Annotated in this window: 20 protein-coding genes; all 20 read left to right on the top strand. The window is 54.9% G+C overall.

Annotated features, from left to right (window positions below; genetic code table 11):
- Nucleotides 1-2 precede the first annotated feature (2 nt).
- The 20 genes from B5F28_RS04905 (at nucleotide 3) to B5F28_RS15390 (ending at nucleotide 17,800) form a co-directional block, all read left to right on the top strand.
- Nucleotides 3-2,174: a RelA/SpoT family protein gene (locus B5F28_RS04905; RefSeq protein WP_087293948.1), complete on the top strand. Its 2,172-nt coding sequence runs from the start codon at nucleotides 3-5 to the stop codon at nucleotides 2,172-2,174.
- 24 nt (nucleotides 2,175-2,198) lie between these two features.
- Nucleotides 2,199-2,648: a D-aminoacyl-tRNA deacylase gene (gene dtd / locus B5F28_RS04900; RefSeq protein ID WP_087182205.1), complete on the top strand. Its 450-nt coding sequence runs from the start codon at nucleotides 2,199-2,201 to the stop codon at nucleotides 2,646-2,648.
- 28 nt (nucleotides 2,649-2,676) lie between these two features.
- Nucleotides 2,677-3,270, top strand: a complete 594-nt coding sequence (locus B5F28_RS04895; protein ID WP_087293945.1) for an MBL fold metallo-hydrolase — start codon at nucleotides 2,677-2,679, stop codon at nucleotides 3,268-3,270.
- A 19-nt stretch (nucleotides 3,271-3,289) separates the two neighbouring features.
- Nucleotides 3,290-4,741 carry a coproporphyrinogen dehydrogenase HemZ gene (hemZ, locus tag B5F28_RS04890; protein ID WP_087293943.1) on the top strand — a complete coding sequence of 484 codons (1,452 nt, stop codon included), beginning with the start codon at nucleotides 3,290-3,292 and terminating at the stop codon, nucleotides 4,739-4,741.
- The gene (locus tag B5F28_RS04885) at nucleotides 4,707-5,633 is read left to right on the top strand and encodes a nucleoside kinase (RefSeq protein ID WP_087293941.1); all 927 of its coding nucleotides are present in this window, start codon (nucleotides 4,707-4,709) and stop codon (nucleotides 5,631-5,633) included. The genes hemZ and B5F28_RS04885 overlap by 35 nt, the downstream gene beginning before the upstream one ends.
- 102 nt (nucleotides 5,634-5,735) lie before the next feature.
- On the top strand, nucleotides 5,736-6,137 hold the full coding sequence (locus tag B5F28_RS04880) for a zinc ribbon domain-containing protein (RefSeq protein ID WP_242956194.1): 402 nt from the start codon (nucleotides 5,736-5,738) through the stop codon (nucleotides 6,135-6,137).
- Nucleotides 6,138-6,446: 309 nt separating this feature from the next.
- Complete coding sequence (gene mazG, locus B5F28_RS04875) at nucleotides 6,447-7,250, top strand: nucleoside triphosphate pyrophosphohydrolase (RefSeq protein ID WP_087293939.1); 804 nt, start codon at nucleotides 6,447-6,449, stop codon at nucleotides 7,248-7,250.
- 39 nt (nucleotides 7,251-7,289) lie between these two features.
- The gene (locus tag B5F28_RS04870; protein WP_058966716.1) at nucleotides 7,290-7,565 is read left to right on the top strand and encodes an HU family DNA-binding protein; all 276 of its coding nucleotides are present in this window, start codon (nucleotides 7,290-7,292) and stop codon (nucleotides 7,563-7,565) included.
- Nucleotides 7,566-7,648: 83 nt separating this feature from the next.
- Nucleotides 7,649-7,894: an RNA-binding S4 domain-containing protein gene (locus B5F28_RS04865; RefSeq protein ID WP_058966714.1), complete on the top strand. Its 246-nt coding sequence runs from the start codon at nucleotides 7,649-7,651 to the stop codon at nucleotides 7,892-7,894.
- A 60-nt stretch (nucleotides 7,895-7,954) separates the two neighbouring features.
- On the top strand, nucleotides 7,955-8,254 hold the full coding sequence (locus B5F28_RS04860; RefSeq protein WP_087185172.1) for a YabP/YqfC family sporulation protein: 300 nt from the start codon (nucleotides 7,955-7,957) through the stop codon (nucleotides 8,252-8,254).
- Between the two features lie 6 nt (nucleotides 8,255-8,260).
- A complete protein-coding gene (locus tag B5F28_RS04855; RefSeq protein WP_087293937.1) occupies nucleotides 8,261-8,746 on the top strand; it encodes a hypothetical protein in 486 nt (161 codons plus the stop codon).
- Between the two features lie 41 nt (nucleotides 8,747-8,787).
- Entirely contained in the window at nucleotides 8,788-9,087 is a 300-nt protein-coding gene (locus tag B5F28_RS04850; protein WP_087293935.1) for an FtsB family cell division protein, read from the top strand.
- Nucleotides 9,088-9,181: 94 nt separating this feature from the next.
- The gene (locus tag B5F28_RS04845; RefSeq protein ID WP_087185169.1) at nucleotides 9,182-9,661 is read left to right on the top strand and encodes a S1 RNA-binding domain-containing protein; all 480 of its coding nucleotides are present in this window, start codon (nucleotides 9,182-9,184) and stop codon (nucleotides 9,659-9,661) included.
- Nucleotides 9,662-9,908: 247 nt separating this feature from the next.
- Nucleotides 9,909-10,430 (top strand): ribosome hibernation-promoting factor, HPF/YfiA family, encoded by a 522-nt coding sequence (gene hpf / locus B5F28_RS04840; RefSeq protein ID WP_087293933.1) that lies wholly within the window; start codon nucleotides 9,909-9,911, stop codon nucleotides 10,428-10,430.
- 190 nt (nucleotides 10,431-10,620) lie between these two features.
- Nucleotides 10,621-11,727 carry a UDP-galactopyranose mutase gene (gene glf / locus B5F28_RS04835; RefSeq protein ID WP_087293932.1) on the top strand — a complete coding sequence of 369 codons (1,107 nt, stop codon included), beginning with the start codon at nucleotides 10,621-10,623 and terminating at the stop codon, nucleotides 11,725-11,727.
- Nucleotides 11,728-11,785: 58 nt separating this feature from the next.
- A complete protein-coding gene (locus tag B5F28_RS04830) occupies nucleotides 11,786-12,913 on the top strand; it encodes a glycosyltransferase family 1 protein (RefSeq protein WP_087293929.1) in 1,128 nt (375 codons plus the stop codon).
- Nucleotides 12,910-13,878 (top strand): glycosyltransferase family 2 protein, encoded by a 969-nt coding sequence (locus tag B5F28_RS04825; protein ID WP_087293927.1) that lies wholly within the window; start codon nucleotides 12,910-12,912, stop codon nucleotides 13,876-13,878. Before B5F28_RS04830 ends, B5F28_RS04825 begins: the two co-directional genes overlap by 4 nt.
- On the top strand, nucleotides 13,875-14,816 hold the full coding sequence (locus B5F28_RS04820; RefSeq protein WP_158097521.1) for a glycosyltransferase: 942 nt from the start codon (nucleotides 13,875-13,877) through the stop codon (nucleotides 14,814-14,816). Before B5F28_RS04825 ends, B5F28_RS04820 begins: the two co-directional genes overlap by 4 nt.
- Before the next feature lie 40 nt (nucleotides 14,817-14,856).
- Entirely contained in the window at nucleotides 14,857-16,284 is a 1,428-nt protein-coding gene (locus tag B5F28_RS14995; RefSeq protein WP_247643401.1) for an ABC transporter permease, read from the top strand.
- Nucleotides 16,285-16,297: 13 nt separating this feature from the next.
- Nucleotides 16,298-17,800, top strand: a complete 1,503-nt coding sequence (locus B5F28_RS15390) for an ATP-binding cassette domain-containing protein (protein ID WP_087293923.1) — start codon at nucleotides 16,298-16,300, stop codon at nucleotides 17,798-17,800.
- Nucleotides 17,801-17,841 lie beyond the last annotated feature (41 nt).

The following is a 17,841-nucleotide window of genomic DNA, read 5'->3' as shown; positions in this document are numbered from 1 at the left end:
CCATGGCTGGATATGTAGTATACGATGATTTGAAGCAAATGGTCCTGGAATCGGGCCGTCCTTACGATATGGAGATGCTGGACAAGGCATACCAGCTGGCGGAGCGGGCCCACAGCGGCCAGTTCCGCCGCTCCGGCGAGCCCTATATCTGTCACCCGCTGCATGTGGCCATGCTGCTGGTGGATCTGGGCATGGACACCGAGAGCCTGGCCGCCGCCCTGATGCACGACGTGGTGGAGGACACCTCGGTCACACTGAATGAGCTGGAAAGCCAGTTCGGCGCGGATGTGGCCCATATGGTGGACGGTGTCACCAAGCTGACCAAGATCCAGTTCTCCTCGGTGGAGGAGCAGCAGGCCGAGAACCTGCGCAAGATGCTCATGGCCATGAGCCAGGATGTTCGGGTCATGATCATCAAGCTGTGCGACCGGCTGCACAACATGCGTACCGGTGATGCCTGGCCCGAGCAGAAGCGGCGGGACAAGGCTCTGGAGACCATGGAGGTCTATGCGCCCATCGCGCACCGTCTGGGCATCAGCAACATCAAGGAAGAGCTGGAAGACCGCAGCCTGCGCTATCTGGACCCGGTGGGCTATGAGAATATCAAGGAGCTGCTGGCAGAAAACGGCGGCCGGGAATTTGTGACCCACATTGCCGAGGTCATCCGGGAACGGCTGGCGGAAAACGGCATGCCGGAAGCCATTATGAAGAGCCGCGTCAAGAGCGTCTACGGCATCTACCGCAAGATGTTCATGCAGAACCGGGACTTTGAGGAGATCTACGATGTGTACGCGGTGCGCATCATCCTGGATACGGTGGCCGAGTGTTACAATGCGCTGGGCGTGATCCACGACATGTACCACCCGCTGCCCAACCGGTTCAAGGACTATATCTCCACCCCCAAGCCCAACGGCTACCAGTCGCTGCATACCACCGTCATCGGCCACGAGGGTATCCCCTTTGAGGTGCAGATCCGCACCCGCGAGATGGACCAGATGGCGGAATACGGCGTGGCGGCTCACTGGAAATACAAGGCTGGTATCCAGAGCGGCGGAAGCGATCGTCTGGAGGAGCGCCTGGCCTGGGTTCGCCAGCTGCTGGAAAGCCAGCGGGAGAACGAGGATGCCGGCAGCCTGCTGCAGGACATCAAGGGCGACTTGCTGCCCGAAGAGGTGTTTGCCTTCACGCCCAAGGGTGATGTGATCAACCTGCCTGCCGGAGCCACCGCCATCGACTTTGCCTACGCCATCCATTCGGCGGTGGGCAACCGGATGATCGGTGCCAAGGTGAACAGCCGCATCGTGCCCATCGACCATAAAGTGGTCACCGGCGAGATCATCGAGATCATCACCGGCCCGGCGGACAAGGGTCCCAGCCGTGACTGGCTGAAGATCGTGACCACCAGCGAGGCCCGCAACAAGATCCGGAACTGGTTCAAGAAGGAACGCCGGGAGGAGAACATTCAGGAGGGCCGCGCAGCCCTGGAGCGGGAGATGCGCCGCAACCTGATCACTGTCCCGGATGACAAGTGGGATGAGTTCATGGCTGAGATCGCCCGCCGCCAGCGGCTGAACAGCGCCGACGAAATGTATGCGGCGCTGGGCTACGGCGGTCTGCAGATCAGCCGTCTGATGGGCAAGATCAAGGACGAATACGGCAAGCTGAAGGCGGGCGACGAGAAAGCCAACCTGCTGGCGGACATCCCCCTGAAAAAATACAAGGGCAGCGACGGCGTTGTGGTGGAAGGCATCGACAACTGCCCGGTGAAGTTCGCCAAGTGCTGCAGCCCCCTGCCTGGCGACGAGATCGTGGGCTTCATCACCCGTGGCTTCGGCGTGTCCATCCACAAAAAGGACTGCCAGAATGCCCAGGCCAGCATGAACGACCCGGAGAACCGTGGCCGCTGGGTACGCGCTTACTGGGAGGATACCAAACAGGAGAACTACAAGGCTACTCTGGAGCTGACCGCCATGGACCGCAACGGTCTGGTGGGCGATGTGGCCATGGCCCTGGCCGACCTGCGGGTGCCGGTATACGCCATGAGTGCCCGCGCGGTGGACAACGGACGCGCTTCCATGTCGCTGACCATCGGCATCGCCAGCACCGAGCATCTGAACAGCGTGCTGGCCAAGCTGCGCCGGGTGAAGGACGTTGTCAGCGTGATGCGCGTATAAATCTCAAGGACAAGGAGAAAACCAATGCGAGCTGTAATACAGCGTGTGACCAGCGCCAGTGTGGTGGTGGACGGGGGCGCACCCCGGCCCATCGGCCCCGGTCTGGTAATTCTGCTGGGCGTGAAGGATACTGACACCCTGGCCATTGTGCCCAAGCTGGCGGAAAAATGCGCTCATCTGCGCATCTTTTCCGATGAGGCGGGCAAATTGAACAAGAGCGCCGTGGAGCTGGGCTATTCCGCCCTGGTGGTGAGCAATTTCACCCTCTACGCGGACACAAAGAAAGGCAAGCGGCCCAGCTTCATTGCTGCCGCCAAGCCCCCGCTCTCGGTGCAGGCCTATGAGCTGTTCCTGGAGAAGATGAATGAGCAGGGCCTGAAAGAGGTACAGCACGGCGAATTCGGTGCCGATATGCAGCTGAGCCTGACCAACGACGGCCCGGTGACCATTGTGATCGATACCGACGAGTGGTAAACGATTTCCCGAACAAGAAGGAGACCCCATGAACGTATATCATCTGCGGGGCCCTGCGCCCTATTACACCAACAGCTTTGTGATCGTTACCGAACAGGGCAACGCCGTGGCAGTGGACCCGGCCCCGGCGGCGGACGAGATCGACCGCCTGCTGGCGGAAAAGAACGCCAAGCTGACCCATATCTTCCTGACCCATGGCCATTTTGACCATGTCTACAGCGTGGAAGAGCTGCGCCGCCGCTGGAACTGCCCGGTCTGGCTGGACCCCGCCGACGCGAAGGGGGATGAGATGTACCCGGTGGCCAAAAACGACGCCTGCTACGAGGACGGCACCTCCATTCAGGTGGATGAGGCGCAGTTTACTCCCTGGCACACGCCGGGGCATACTGCCGGTTCCTGGATCATCGAGTGTGCCGGCCTGCTCTTTGCGGGCGATACCCTGTTCGCCGGTGGTGTGGGCCGCACCGATCTGGAAGGCGGCAGCCCTGCCGATCAGCGGGCCAGCCTGAAAAAGATCAAGACCCTGCCTCTGGCGGACGATACCACGGTGCTGCCCGGCCACGGTGATTTCACTACCCTGGGCCAGGAAAAGGCCGAGAATCCCTATCTGATGTTTGTTTGAAGCAAGACGAGGAGCATTTATGCTGATTCATATCAAGGGCGGCATCTCCGGTTATGAGCCGGAGAACATTGCCCGTATGTTTTTCCCCGGTGCCAGCCTGACTGCCAAGTATGTTCGCAGTGAGGATCTGGTCTTTGCCGCTGCGGGCCGCTGCCGTCTGGCGGCGGGTGTTCGGAGGGGCGGTAAGTGTCTGGTGCGTACCGCGCCCCTGCCCCGGGAGGGCGAGAGCGTGGAGTTTGCCCTGTGCAGCCTTCTGTATGAGCTGCTGGGTCAGGCCACCGGTCTGCGTATGCCCTGGGGCAAGCTCACCGGCGTACGCCCGGTGCGCATCATCCACGACAAGCGGGCTGCGGGCTGGTCGGAAGAGGCCATCCGGGACCTGTTTGTGGACCGCTACGACTGCACTCCGGAGCGCTTTTCGCTGGCGCTGCAGATCGCGGACCTGCAAAAGCCCATCATCGCCGGTCGGCAGCCGCTGGACTACAGCCTGTACATCGGCATCCCGTTCTGCCCCTCCCGATGCAGCTACTGCAGCTTTGTGTCCCGCACCATCGGCCGGGATCAGAAGCTGGTCCAGCCCTATGTGGATAAGCTGTGCGAGGAAGTGCGGGAGATGAAGCGGCAGGCCGAGCACTGCGGGCTGAATCTGAAAACCATCTACATCGGCGGCGGCACCCCCACCAGCCTTTCGGCAGACCAGCTGCGTCAGCTGATGGGCACCGTGCGGGAATGCTTCGACCTTTTCCGGCTGGAGGAGTACACCGTGGAGGCGGGCCGTCCCGACTGCACCGATGCAGAGAAGCTGGCAGTCATCAAGGAATACGGCGCAAGCCGCATCTCCATCAATCCCCAGACCTTCAACGATCAGGTGCTGGCCAACATCGGCCGCAAGCATTCCGCGGCGGACATCCTGCAGTGCTTTTCCGAGGCGCGGCAGGTCGGTCACGGCAACATCAACATGGACCTGATCGCGGGCCTTCCCGGCGACACGGTGGAAAGCTTTGCTGCCAGTCTGGATCAGGCCATCGCACTGGACCCGGAGAATATCACCGTGCACACCCTCACCCTGAAGCGGGCGTCCAATCTGGTGATCGAAAACCGGGATGAGGCCTATGCCGATGTGGCCGCCATGGTGGAGCTGGCAAACCAGCGTCTGGCGGATGCGGGCTACCGGCCGTACTATCTCTACCGGCAGAAGAATACCCTGAAGAACCTGGAAAACACCGGCTGGTGTAAACCCGGCTATGAGGGGTACTATAATATTTATATCATGGAGGAGATCCACTCCATTCTGTCCGCCGGCGCGGGCGGCAGCACCAAGCTGTGCCAGCCGGGCGGCAGCCGCATCGAGCGGATCTTCAACTACAAATACCCGGCGGAATACATCGAAGGATTCGACGAGATCCTCCGCCGCAAAGAAGGAGTGAGTGCATTCTATGCCCGCTATCTGGATTCCGAAACGACTGGTTGAGGTCAGTCTGATCAATACCGCCGCCGAAAGTGCGGCCAGCTTTGCCCGCCACTGTGAGCACGAATATGAGGGCAGGGTGCATGCCGCCGCCAGCGAGGTGCTGGCCAGCGGTTGCTCGGTGGTCATGCTCACCGGGCCCTCTGCCTCCGGCAAAACCACCACGGCCCACAAGCTGGCTGAGGCGCTGCGGCTGCGCGGCGTGGCATCCCAGGTGGTCAGCCTGGACAATTTTTATAAAAACCTGAACGAGTATCCCCGTTTGCCGGACGGCAGCAAGGATTACGAGAACATCACCGCGCTGGATGTGGATGAGATCCAGCGATGCCTGAACGAGCTGATCACCACCGGGCGCACCGAGCTGCCGGAATTCGACTTCCTCACCGAGAACCGGAAGCCGGAAAAGATTCCTCTGGAGCTGAAGGGCGGGGTGTGCATCGTGGAGGGCATCCACGCCCTGAATCCCCAGCTGACCGACAGCCTCCCCCGGGATCAGGTGTATAAGGTATACGCGGGCCTGCGGGAGGAATACAGTTACCGGGGACAGCGGGTGCTGCCCACACGGGATATCCGCCTGGCCCGCCGCATGGTGCGGGACTATAAGTTCCGGGGCCACAGCCTGGAAAAGACCCTGAACATGTGGGAGCGGGTGTGTGCCGGTGAGGATAAGTTCATCAAGGTGTTCAAGAAGGAGGCAGACCTGCTGATGGATACTTCCTTCAGCTATGAGATCTGTCTGCTGGCACCCTTTGTGACCCCGCTGGCGGGCGAGCTGCCGGAGGATCATCCCAATGCCGAGCGGCTGAATGCTCTGGCGGGCTGCTTTTCGCTGGTGGACCCGCTGAGCCTGGACCTGGTGCCGGAGAATTCCATGCTCCGGGAATTTTTAGGCTGAGCCGTTGCGTGCTGCAGCACCTTAGAGTATAATGAAACAACAAGCAATGCATTCCCGGCGCGCCTGACGCGCCGCACCATAAAAGAAAGAGGTGTTTGGCTAATGAATATCGATCTGGATAAGATCCTGGAAACCGGTGCACAGCTGGCCGACAGTGCAAAGAAGACTGCCACCGATCTGGCTCAGAAGGGCAAGAAGCAGGTGGACCTGATGAACGCCCAGACCCGCCTGAGCAAGGCGCAGCGCCAGCTGGGCGCACTGGTCTACAGCCTGGAAAAGAACGGCGAGAAGAACGATCTGCTGGTGAAGAAGTACGTGGACGCGATCAGCGCCATTGAAGAGGAGATCGAAACGCTGAAGAAGCAGGAGAGCCAGGGTCAGAGCACCTATACCTACACCTACACCGCACCTGCACAGGAGCCCGGAAAAAAGACCTGCCCCCAGTGCGGCGCGGAGGTTGATGAGGATGCCCTGTTTTGTTCTGGCTGTGGGGCACAGCTTTAAGATCGGCGACGCGGGCGTGGGCCAGGCGGTAGTGTTCACTCTGCCTGCCAAAAACCGTGAGACCAATTGAATTGTTGCGGGCGGCGGGCGAAAAAATGTCCGCCGCCCGCTTTTTCTGTGAAGAAACGGTGGGGAGAAAACCCGCGAAAAATCTTTGTTTTCACCATAAAAAAGCGCCAAAGTGGGCAGGATTTCTATAGCATGGTATGAAAACGGCCTTCGGGGGCCAAAAATAGGGGAAAAGGGCTTGAAATGGCGCTTTATCTAGGGTAGAATATGAGGAGTCACAAAGCGAAGGGGGCGGTTTCCATGGGCTTCACACCCAAGGAGCGGTATGATGCACAGGACCTGGTGCGCATCGTGGCGCAGCTGCGTGCACCGCAGGGCGGCTGCCCCTGGGACCGGGAGCAGACCCATGCGTCCATCCGGATGAACTTCATTGAGGAGACCTATGAAGCGGTGGATGCCATCGACCAGAACGACGCACATCTGCTGTGTGAGGAGCTGGGTGATGTGATGCTCCAGGTGGCGCTGCACAGCCAGATGGAGGCCGAGAAGGGCACATTTACCTTTGACGATGTGTGCGACGGCATCTGCAAAAAGCTGATTTACCGCCATCCCCACGTGTTTGGTGAGGAGACCGCCGCAGCCACCACCGGTCAGGCGCTGGCCAATTGGGAAGCGCTGAAAAACGCCGAAAAGGGCCGTGCCACAGCCACGGATCGGCTGGAGAGCGTACCACGTAGTTTTCCGGCGCTGATGCGGGCAGCCAAGCTGCAGAAGCGGGCAGGGGCCTACGGCTTTGCCTATCAGCAGCCGCGGGACGCCCTGAACGATGTGAAGGACGAGCTGGCAGAGCTGGAGCAGGCGATGCAGGGGCAGGGGAATGCCGCCGAAGAGGCGGGCGATCTGCTGTTTGCCGCCGCCGGTCTGGCCCGTGCGCTGGGCGTGGACCCGGAGCAGGTGCTCACCGGTGCGTCCGATCGGTACCAGAGCCGGATCATCCGCTGTGAGGAGCTGGCCGGGAGTGAAACACTTGCCGGTCTGAACGATGAGGAGCGCCGCGCCCTTTGGCGGCAGGCCAAGAACGAGGAGCAGTCCTCAAAGGTGTAACACCTTTGTTACTGATAAATCATTTGGAGGTATATGAACATGACGAAAGTTGAACTGATCGCCGCGGTCGCCGAGAACGCCGGCCTTTCTAAAAAAGACGCTGAGCAGGCTGTGAATGCTACTGTAGAGGCCATCACCAAGGCTCTGGCCGAGGGCGACAAGGTGTCTCTGGTCGGCTTTGGCACCTTCGAGACCCGTGAGCGTCCCGCTCGCAAGGGCCGCAACCCCCGCACCAAAGAGGAGATCACCATCCCCGCTACCACCACCCCCGCTTTCAAGGCTGGCAAGGCCCTGAAGGACGCTGTGGCGAAGTAAGCTTTTTGGAATACACTGCCCGCTTCCGGTGGCCTCACGGTCCCGGCGGCGGGATTTTTCGTATCCGAGGAAAGGAACAAGCAATGCGCATTGACAAATATCTGAAGGTCAGCCGCCTGATCAAGCGGCGTACCGTGGCCAACGAAGTGGCCGACGCAGGCCGCATTCTGGTGAACGGCAAGCCCGCCAAGGCCAGCTATGCGGTAAAGGTGGACGACGTGATCGAGATTACCTTCGGCAACAAGCCGGTGAAGGTAAAGGTGCTGTCCACTGACGCACCCATGGGCAAGGATGTGGCCCGGGAGATGTACCAGGTCATCGAGGAATAATGCTGGCCTGCTTTTGCATACAATGTGAAAAAAGCCCTTGCGGCAAAAGCAGGTGAAAGAATGCAGGAAAAACGTTTTGAACAGCCCGCGCCGGAACCGGTCAAGCTGCCCCACAACCTGATCGTGGAGGATCGGCGGACCCTTACCGCCACCGGTGTGACCCGGATCGTAAGCTACGACGAACAGGGGGCTACTCTGGAAACCCAGCTGGGTACACTGGTCATCGGAGGGAGGAACATTCAGGTGAGTGAGCTTTCCATCCAGACCGGGGAGCTGAAGATCTTCGGCACCATCGAGTATATGCAGTATTCGGAGCCGGTGAAGAGCCCGGGCGGCTTTCTGCGCCGCCTGGCCCGCTGAGCGTGTATGGCGGCGCACATTCCCGAGGCACTGGTCCTGGCGGACGCGCTGTGCTGCCTGGGACTGGGCCTGCTGTTGGCGGCGGCTTACGACGGGGCGCGCTGGCTGCTGGGTGGCAGCCGCCCGGTGTGTCTGATTCTGGATCTGGCTGCCTTTGTGTGTGCGGCAGTGCTGCTGCACAGCTTTGCCGCAGGCCGCAGCTACAGCGGCACGGTGCGCTGGTATATGGCTGCCGGCGCCGCTGCCGGGCTGTGGGGGTATTTTTTTGTGCTGGCGCCGGGGCTTGCCGCGGTGCGAAGTCTGGTTCGGTGGCTGGTGCTGCTGCCTGTGCGGCTGGTATGGATCACAGCAGTGCGCCCGGTGGGCCGTCTGTGCGGCCGCGAAACAGGCCGGACGGCGAAAAAACTGCGCACTGCTCTGGTAAAACGACAAACAAAACAGTTGCAAAAAAAGGCCAAGGTGTTGTATAATTCTAATCAATACCAGGTTTAAGGCGTACCGCAAAGCACGCCGGCAAAGGGGGGCTGCCGGGTATGACCAAGATCGAAAAAAAGAAGGGTGGCTTTTCTTCCCTCGTGCTGCGGCTGGGCCTTGTGGCGCTGGCCGCTTATCTGGTAGTGGGCATGGTGTTCAACCAGGTGGAAATTGCCGCCAAGCGGCAGCAGCTGGATGCAGTGGAGCAGCAGCTGGAGGCACAGCAGGCCCAGAACGACGAGCTCAGCCGGATTCTGCAGTCCGGCACCGATGAAGAGATCGTGGAACGGGTCGCCCGGGACCAGCTGGGATATGCGAAGCCCAACGAGCGTGTCTTTGTGGATATGACCGGAAAATAAACAGGATGCAAAGGGCGGCCGGTATTTGATGCCGGTGTTGCGGGCCTTTTACATAAAAAATAATTTTTGAAATAATAGGAGAAACAGGGGTTACATGGCGTTACAGTTAGAGGTAGGAGCGATCCTGGAAGGCAAGATTACTGGTGTGAAGAAGTTCGGCGCGTTTGTCGCGCTGCCGGAAGGCAAAACCGGCATGGTACACATTTCGGAGGTTTCCAACAGCTTTATTGAGGATCTGTCCACGGTGCTCACCGAAGGTCAGACCGTGAAGGTCAAGGTAATGAACATCGGCGAGGACGGCAAGATCGCCCTCTCCATCAAGCGCACTCTGCCGCCGGAGCCCCGTCCGGCCCGGCCCGCCCGCCAGGGCGGCGCAAACGGCGGCCGTCCTCTCCGTCAGAACCGGAACGATGGTCCCCGTGTGTGGCAGCCCAAGGCGCAGCAGCCCCAGGGCGATCTGAGTTTTGAGGATATGATGGCCAAGTTCAAGAGCCAGAGTGAGGAGAAGATCTCCGACCTGAAGCGCGTCACCGAAAACCGGCGCGGCGGCGGTTATTCCCGCCGGCGTGGATGATCAGCTGGGAACAGTAAAAGAAACCCGCGGTTCACTGCTAAAAGGCAGCGGCCGCGGTTTTTTTGTTCATTTCCTGACCGAAAGCGTTTTGTCACTGTTGCAACACAAAAAGTTTACAAGTTAGTGCGGTTTTACTCTGTTTCTTTTTGTACAAATGTGATACAATATAACCATCAGAACGGCAGATATCAATGCGGATAGCACAAAATATATCCGGGATATTTGCCACAAAGGAGGCATTGGTTTTATGAAGGTCACATGCACTGGCAGAAAAGTTTCCCTGAAACCCAGTTTCATCGAGAAAGCGCAGGCAAAGCTGGACAAGCTGGACAAGTTCTTTGATGGCGAGGCCGACGCGCAGGTAACGGTGACAGTGGAGAAAAGCGGCCAGACCGTTGAGATAACAGTGCGGGAAAAGGGCCTTGTGATCCGGGCGGAAAAGATGCAGGAACGCATGGAAGACGCCCTGGACGATGCAGTTGATCTGCTCACCCGCCGCCTCGTGAAAAACCGCAAGCGCCTGGGCGACAAGCTCACCCGCTCGGCAGCCGTGGAATGGCCCGCCGAGCCGGAACCGGAGGAAAGCTACGATGTGATCCGCGAGAAGCGTTTCGTGGTGAAACCCTGCACCACCGAAGAGGCGATCCTGCAGATGAATCTGCTGGGGCACAGCTTCTACCTGTACCGCAACATGGACGATGACCAGATCCAGCTGGTTTACCGCCGGGCAAACGGCACCTATGGCGTGCTGATTCCCGAAGATTACTAAATATCTGTGAATGCAGGAGGCCGCTCTTTTTGAGCGGCCTCCTTTTTGTGTGATAAAAAGGGAAGATTGGTCTGTTTGCAATGAATTGGCAGCAAAAAAACACCGTGTTACGTTGCAAAAAATGCGGAAAAGAGGTATTATTAGTTATTAGCATGGAGTATAGCGACCATTTCCAAGGAGAGAAAATAATATGAACAAGCAATATGATTATCTGATCGTCGGTGCTGGTCTGTACGGCGCGGTGTTTGCCCGGGAGCTGACCAAAGCGGGTAAGACCTGCCTTGTGATCGATAAACGGGACCATATCGCAGGCAATATTTATACTCACGAAATGGAAGGGATTCAGGTGCACCAGTACGGTGCCCACATCTTCCACACCAACAATAAGGAAGTCTGGGACTATCTGAATCAGTTCGCTGTTTTCAATCGTTATACCAACAGTCCTATTGCAAACTATAAGGGTGAAATTTACAACATGCCCTTCAACATGAATACCTTCAATAAGATGTGGGGTGTGATCACTCCTGCTGAAGCTGCCGCCAAAATTGAGGAGCAGCGCAAAGCAAACTACACCGAGAATCCCAGAAACCTGGAGGAGCAGGCCATCAATCTGGTGGGTGTGGACATCTATGAGAAGCTGATCAAGGGCTACACGGAAAAGCAGTGGGGCCGCCCCTGCACCGAGCTGCCCGCCTTCATTATCAAGCGCCTGCCCGTGCGCCTCACCTACGACAATAACTACTTCAACGCGCTGTATCAGGGCATTCCCGTGGGCGGTTATACCGCCATGGTGGCCAAAATGCTGGAGGGCGTGGAGGTACGCCTGGGCCAGGATTATCTGGCTGACAAGGCATCCTGGGACGCCCTGGCCGATAAGGTGGTCTATACCGGCCCCATTGACGCCTACTTTGCCTATAAGCTGGGCGTGCTGGAGTACCGCAGCGTGCGCTTTGAGACCGAGGTGCTGAATGAGACCAACTACCAGGGCAACGCGGTGGTGAACTACACCGATGCGAAGACTCCCTATACCCGTGTGATCGAGCATAAGCACTTTGAATTTGGTACTCAGGAGAAGACAGTCATCAGCCGGGAATACAGTGCGGAATGGAAGCTGGGTGATGAGCCTTACTACCCGGTGAACGATGAGAAGAACAGCGCTCTGTATGCAAAGTACAAGGAACTGGCCGCTGGTGAGGAAAATGTGATCTTCGGTGGCCGTCTGGGTGAGTATCAGTACTACGATATGGACAAGGTCGTGGAAGTGGCGCTGAACCGAGTGTGTGCTGAACTGGCCTGAGCAAGAGATGGAAAACTTTCGCGTGTTCGGGTAAGCGAAAGTGGAACGGAGAAATCCCATGAGTGAACCGTTGCGTGTTGCCCAGATCATGGGCAAAATGAACCGGGGAGGCGTGGAAGCGGTGGTGATGAATTACTACCGCGCCATGGACAAAACGAAGGTTCAGTTCGACTTCTTTGTGGATTCGGATTCCGAGTTTCCGCAAAAAGAAGAGCTGGAGCAGGCAGGGGCGGGCATATTTATGCTTCCGCCCTATTCCCGCATGTGGGCCTGGCAAAAACAGCTGACGAAACAGCTGCGCCAGGGAAGGTATGCGATTGTACATGCGCATATCAACACGATGAATGTGTTCTCGATGTTTTGCGCCTGGAGAGCAGGAGTGCCGGTGCGGATCTGTCACAATCATTCCACCGCCCACCGCGGTGAAGGGAAAAAGACGATTTTAAAATATTTGCTGCGTCCATTCAACAAGCTGTTTGCCACCCACTGGTTTGCCTGCGGAAAAAAAGCTGCGGAGTGGATGTATGGTCATCGGGCCGTGGAGCAAAAGAAGGTTATTGTTTTGCCCAATGCCATTGATACGGCACGGTTTGCCTTCGATGAGGGGCAGCGCAATCGGTTGCGGGAGCAGCTGCAAATTGAGCAGGATACTTTGGTGCTGGGGCATGTTGGGCGCTTTTGTTATCAGAAAAATCACCGTTTCCTGGTGGAAATATTTGCGGAACTGCGTAAAATGACCAAAGCAAAGCTTCTAATGATCGGTGAAGGAGAGTTGACACAGCAAATCCAGGATCTGGTGCGTGAGAAAGGGCTGGAAAAAGACGTTGTCTTTTTGGGCGGTAAGCAGAATACGGCGCCTTATTATGATGCAATGGATGCTTTTTGCCTGCCAAGCTTTTATGAAGGGTTGCCGGTCGTTGCAATAGAAGCGCAGTGCAGCGGACTGCCGTGTCTTTTGTCCGATCAAGTGACAGAGGAGGCGATTCTCACAAACCGGGCAGAACGGTTTTCACTGGAGAATACCGCATGTCAATGGGCGCATTGGATTGTTGAAAATGCGCGAATCCCTGACCAAAGACAGGAAAAAGCCGCGCTCATCGCGCAAAAAGGATTTGATGGTGCCCAGCAAGCCCGGGATTTGCAGGAGTATTATCGAAGACTGGCCGGTAAGGGGGAAGAGAGATGAAGCCACTCATTTCTGTTGTGGTCCCGGTTTACCGGGTTCAGGAGTATCTTTCCCGCTGTGTGTTGAGCTTGCAGAGCCAAACATACCCGAATTTAGAGATCATACTGGTCGATGACGGAAGTCCGGATCGCTGCGGAGAAATGTGCGATACTTTCGCGGCACAGGATGCGCGTATCCGTACAATTCATCAAATGAACCGGGGTCTTTCCGCGGCGCGTAATGCAGGAACAATGGATGCGAAGGGTGAATATATCACCTTTGTTGACAGTGATGACTGGGTTCATCCGGAATATGTGGAGCGTTTGTGGGAACTGGCGGAGCGTACGGGCGCAGAGCTGACGGTTTGCGGAAACCAGAAAGTGTCAGCAGAAAAAGATGTAACTGCAGATGAGGTCGAAAATCGCTTTTTCTGCCTGAACCGGCAGGACGCGTTGGCAGAAATGTTATATCAGGGACGGATAGAGACCAATGCATGGGGAAAATTGTATTTGACTCGCCATGCAAAAGAGTGTCTGTATCCGGAAGGGCGACTGTTTGAAGATCTTGCCACCACCTATCGTTTTTTCGCTATGGCAGAAAAAATTGCGGTTTGCGATGCTGCGTTATATTACTACTGGCAGCGACCGGATAGTATCATGGCAAGAAAATTCGAACCCCGCCGCTTTGACGAATTGGTCAGTGCAGACGAAATGTATCACTTTATTCAAATGCGGTTTCCGGAACAGGAGCCTGCCGCTTGCTGCCGCCGGTTTAGCTGTTATTGCCAGGTGTTGCTGATGCTTCCCGCAGAAGAGAGCTACCGACAAAAACGCAGGGAGATATGGACTGTACTGAAAAACAGTCGATTGCGCGTTTTGAAAGACCCCAGGGCAAGAAGAAAAAACCGAATTGCAGCGCTTCTCGCCTGTGGTGGTGAATGGATGCTGCGGTTGGGTTGGATGATTCACTCGGAGAAGATGGAATGAAATCAATAACAGTCATTATGTCGATCTATCGGCCCAATCTGGAATGGCTTGAGCAGCAGCTTGAAAGCATTCAGGAACAGACCTGGCCGTGCAAGGAGTTGCTCATCCGGGATGATTGTCCGCAGGATCCGGTTGGAATCGATTTTTTTAAGCGCTGTCTGACCAAAATCCCATTTCAATATGAAATAGGAAAAGAAAATCTGGGGCCAAGCAGAAGCTTTGCGTCTATGGTTGAGCAGGCGCAGGGAGATTATATCGCGTTCTGTGATCAGGATGATCGATGGAAGAAAGACAAACTGGAAACCCTTGAAAATGCATTTCGGGAACCGGGCGTTACGTTGGCGTATTGCGGCCAACAGATCATTGATGCACAGGGAAATGTGATCGGCCAGGACATTCATGCCGTAAGAAAAGGGGATTTCTTTCTGCAGGGGGATGGATGTGCACCGGATCTGTTCGTAAAAAATTGCATTTATGGCTGCACAATGCTGTTTCCAGCAGAATTGGCAAAGCAGGCTCTTCCGCTTCCGGAAGAGATGACACATGACCACTGGTTCAGCCTCTGGGCTGCGAGCCGGGGAAAACTGGTCTATGTGGAGAAGCCGTTGGTGGAATACAGGGTACATGGAAACAACCAGTCGGCAGTGCTGAAACAAATTCGCACAAAGCAGGAATATATTGAAAAGCGGATTAAAAGCCTGGAGATACGGGCGAGATCCTGTAAGGGAAGGTTTGCCCATGCGCCGGATGTGGAAAAAAGGATCCGGGAAGTAGAGTCCTGGGTACAGGCAAGGTTGCGTTGGCAGAATAGAGACTGGAGTGCATTTCCGAAATTTTGGAAAAATCGCAGTCTTTCCCACAAAGCGGCTTTGTTTGAAGTTGGAATGCCGTTTTTGCCCTGGAGTATTTTTCGCCGGGTGCTGTCCAGGCAGGTATAAAAAATTATAGAATGCAAATTTGCAAGACAAAGGAGTAATTATGCGTTCGAATCAGTTGTGGACGAATATCTTGAGGATCGGGCTTCCGGTATTGATCTTACTGAGCATCGTATATTATTTTGCGGGAAAAGAAGATCAGACCTATAAGTATTTTACGGAAGATTACAGTGCGGTTGAGTCGCTCCAGACTTTGGGTGAACTCGGTGATGGGGCTGTTGTCACGCAGAGTATTGTGAATCATGCCGATTATTTAAAAGGAATCTCTCTTCGTTTTGCGAACTTTGGAAATATTCCGGAGGGTGAAATCCTCATCGAGGTCTCGACTGCCGATGGAACGCTTCTGGCGAATAAAACTGTTCCGGCTGAGCAATTACCGGATAGTCAGGAATATTATGTGAATTTTGACGGGCTGATTCCGGTCGAGCGCGGAGAAACGATTGAAGTAACGGTGACGGCGCAGGGAAGTGCCCCTGGAAAAGCCGTAACGCTGTGGACAGGGGAACAGCAGCCGGAATGTGAGCTTCAGGTTAATGGTCAGGCGCAGGAACAGATGCTGTATCTGGTTCCGGACGCATATCGTGATGCCTATTATACCGCCTGGTATTGGGGCAGCGCTGTAATTCTGCTGGCCCTGTTTACAGGTTTCTGCCTTCGCCAGAAAAGCAACGAGGCTGCCGGGCGGAAAACACCGGCAGTGGAATTTGGGCATATTTTTGATCGTTATCAGTTCCTGATGTCTCAGCTGGTCAGCAGGGATTTTAAAACCAAATACCGACGCAGCTATCTGGGCATATTGTGGAGCCTGCTGAATCCGTTGTTCATGATGATCATTGTATCGTCTGTTTTTTCGTTTGTGTTCCGGTTCGAAATTGAAAACTTCCAGGTATATCTGATCCTAGGCCAGGTTATGTTCAATTTCTTTTCAGAGGCGACCCAGGTGGGTGTTACCACCATTATCGGTTCCGGTCAGCTGATCAAGAAGGTGTATCTGCCAAAATATATCTTCCCGCTGAGCAAAACTGTTTTTTCGTTCCTGAATTTCCTGATTTCGTTTATTGCCGTGGCGGGAGTGCTGGCATTCTATCGCATTCCTCTTACGCTTAATATTATTTATCTGCCGGTAGTAATGGTTTCGTATTTTTGCTTTACGCTTGGAATTGCGTTGTTCCTCTCCGCAATGATGGTCTTTTTGCGGGATACCCAGCATTTTTACGGCTTATTCCTGATGGGGTGGAGCTATCTGACGCCGATTTTCTACCCGGTTTCTTCGCTGGCTGATTGGATGCAGAAAATTATGCAGCTGAATCCGCTATATCATTATATTACCTATCTGCGGACGATCCTTTTGTACGGCACAGCGCCCAGCGTAGCACAGAATGTTGTGTGTGTCGTATTGGGAATCCTGTCTCTGACAATTGGCGTAAGTTTCTTCTTTAAGCGGCAGGGCAAGTTTATTTTGTATATTTAAGGCGGTGAAGGCAGTGGCTGTAAACAATAAGGATTATGCGATTAAAGTTGATCATGTAACAATGAAGTTCAACATGGCATCTGAACGTGTGGACGGTCTGAAAGAATATGTGATCAAAATGCTGAAGCATCAGTTGTTTTATCGCGAATTCATTGCGGTAGACGATGTTTCCTTTGAAGTAAAAAAAGGCGAAGTTTTCGGAATCGTAGGCACCAACGGAAGCGGCAAATCTACGATGCTGAAAATCGTTTCCGGCATTCTGGAGGCCTCCAGCGGCACGGTGGAAACGGTTGGCAAAATTGCTCCGCTGATTGAATTGGGTGCGGGCTTTGACGGCGATCTGACCGCCCGGGAAAATATCTTCCTGAACGGCGCGGTTTTAGGATATGACAAGGAGTTCATTGAAGAAAAATTCACCAGCATCGTGGATTTTGCGGAGCTGTGGGATTTTCTGGACATGCCCATCAAAAACTACTCCTCCGGTATGGTGGCGCGTATCGCATTTGCCATTGCGACGGTGGTGAAGCCGGATATTCTGATTGTGGATGAGATTCTGGCGGTGGGCGACTTCCTGTTCCAGCAGAAATGTGAGAATCGTATTCGGGAACTGATGGCTGGCGGAACCACGGTGCTGATCGTTTCCCACAGCATCGATCAAATCGAGAAATTGTGTGATCGTGTGCTGTGGATCGAAAAAAGTAAGCCCAAAATGATTGGCCCTACTTTTGAAGTATGCAATGCATATCGTAATATGGAGCGTGGGCAGGAAGAACAAAAACGGGAATATCAGACTGTGTATAAAGGAAAATGCCATTTGTGTGGGGAAATGGTTGAATTCCACAATGAACCCGGCATGACCTATCACACGGAAGCCTTCTGCTCTCATTGCGGGGTTACGCTGAGAAATTCGGATGCGGTAGGAGTATATTTGAGTGAAATACTTCACTTATCCGATGCAGATTTGGTGACATGCAAAGAAAAAATTGCAGATAAAAAAATTCTTTGTTCCTCTAATCAGGGCGCTTTGGTAGCGTTTCTTAAGCAATTTGATGGCTTCCGTAATCTGGAAGGAACATCAAAAGAGCGCAGTGCCATGATTGAGCATCCCGAGAGCTTGGGGGTGCAGGACTCCTCACTGGATTTGATTTTTGTGGAAGAGTTAATGACATGTGTTTCTGATCCACGGCGTGTTATTGAAGGACTGGCAAAACTTTTAAAACCGAATGGGGCATTGATTTTAACGGTTCCTGTGTATGAGTCTATGGACACACGGTCCAGAATCAAAAACAAACGAAAAGTCTATCGAAATGGTGCGTTGGTGCAAACACAATGGGGTAAAGATGCCGCAGATTATTTGCAACAAACTGGACTAGATAGTAAAATGATTTGCTGCCACCGATGGTATCAACCCGAAGAACAGCCGGATTTGGATAAAACGTATGACATCCTCTGCAATACTCATCCGTCGTATTATTATAAATTTAACTCGTGGGTTGTAATTGGGAAAAAACGTTAAGGAGAAGTATAAAGGAGAAATTATCATGTCAAAAAAACAGG

Source organism: Gemmiger sp. An194 (genome assembly GCF_002160145.1).
Classification (GTDB): domain Bacteria; phylum Bacillota; class Clostridia; order Oscillospirales; family Ruminococcaceae; genus Allofournierella.
This window is presented reverse-complemented; position numbering and strand designations above follow the sequence as displayed.

Excerpts from the sequence above, each read along its gene's own strand:
- B5F28_RS04905 (WP_087293948.1), top strand. The coding sequence starts at position 3 with ATGGCTGGATATGTAGTATACGATGATTTGAAGCAAATGGTCCTGGAA.
- dtd (WP_087182205.1), top strand. The coding sequence starts at position 2,199 with ATGCGAGCTGTAATACAGCGTGTGACCAGCGCCAGTGTGGTGGTGGAC.
- B5F28_RS04895 (WP_087293945.1), top strand. The coding sequence starts at position 2,677 with ATGAACGTATATCATCTGCGGGGCCCTGCGCCCTATTACACCAACAGC.
- hemZ (WP_087293943.1), top strand. The coding sequence starts at position 3,290 with ATGCTGATTCATATCAAGGGCGGCATCTCCGGTTATGAGCCGGAGAAC.
- B5F28_RS04885 (WP_087293941.1), top strand. The coding sequence starts at position 4,707 with ATGCCCGCTATCTGGATTCCGAAACGACTGGTTGAGGTCAGTCTGATC.
- B5F28_RS04880 (WP_242956194.1), top strand. The coding sequence starts at position 5,736 with ATGAATATCGATCTGGATAAGATCCTGGAAACCGGTGCACAGCTGGCC.
- mazG (WP_087293939.1), top strand. The coding sequence starts at position 6,447 with ATGGGCTTCACACCCAAGGAGCGGTATGATGCACAGGACCTGGTGCGC.
- B5F28_RS04870 (WP_058966716.1), top strand. The coding sequence starts at position 7,290 with ATGACGAAAGTTGAACTGATCGCCGCGGTCGCCGAGAACGCCGGCCTT.
- B5F28_RS04865 (WP_058966714.1), top strand. The coding sequence starts at position 7,649 with ATGCGCATTGACAAATATCTGAAGGTCAGCCGCCTGATCAAGCGGCGT.
- B5F28_RS04860 (WP_087185172.1), top strand. The coding sequence starts at position 7,955 with ATGCAGGAAAAACGTTTTGAACAGCCCGCGCCGGAACCGGTCAAGCTG.
- B5F28_RS04855 (WP_087293937.1), top strand. The coding sequence starts at position 8,261 with ATGGCGGCGCACATTCCCGAGGCACTGGTCCTGGCGGACGCGCTGTGC.
- B5F28_RS04850 (WP_087293935.1), top strand. The coding sequence starts at position 8,788 with ATGACCAAGATCGAAAAAAAGAAGGGTGGCTTTTCTTCCCTCGTGCTG.
- B5F28_RS04845 (WP_087185169.1), top strand. The coding sequence starts at position 9,182 with ATGGCGTTACAGTTAGAGGTAGGAGCGATCCTGGAAGGCAAGATTACT.
- hpf (WP_087293933.1), top strand. The coding sequence starts at position 9,909 with ATGAAGGTCACATGCACTGGCAGAAAAGTTTCCCTGAAACCCAGTTTC.
- glf (WP_087293932.1), top strand. The coding sequence starts at position 10,621 with ATGAACAAGCAATATGATTATCTGATCGTCGGTGCTGGTCTGTACGGC.
- B5F28_RS04830 (WP_087293929.1), top strand. The coding sequence starts at position 11,786 with ATGAGTGAACCGTTGCGTGTTGCCCAGATCATGGGCAAAATGAACCGG.
- B5F28_RS04825 (WP_087293927.1), top strand. The coding sequence starts at position 12,910 with ATGAAGCCACTCATTTCTGTTGTGGTCCCGGTTTACCGGGTTCAGGAG.
- B5F28_RS04820 (WP_158097521.1), top strand. The coding sequence starts at position 13,875 with ATGAAATCAATAACAGTCATTATGTCGATCTATCGGCCCAATCTGGAA.
- B5F28_RS14995 (WP_247643401.1), top strand. The coding sequence starts at position 14,857 with ATGCGTTCGAATCAGTTGTGGACGAATATCTTGAGGATCGGGCTTCCG.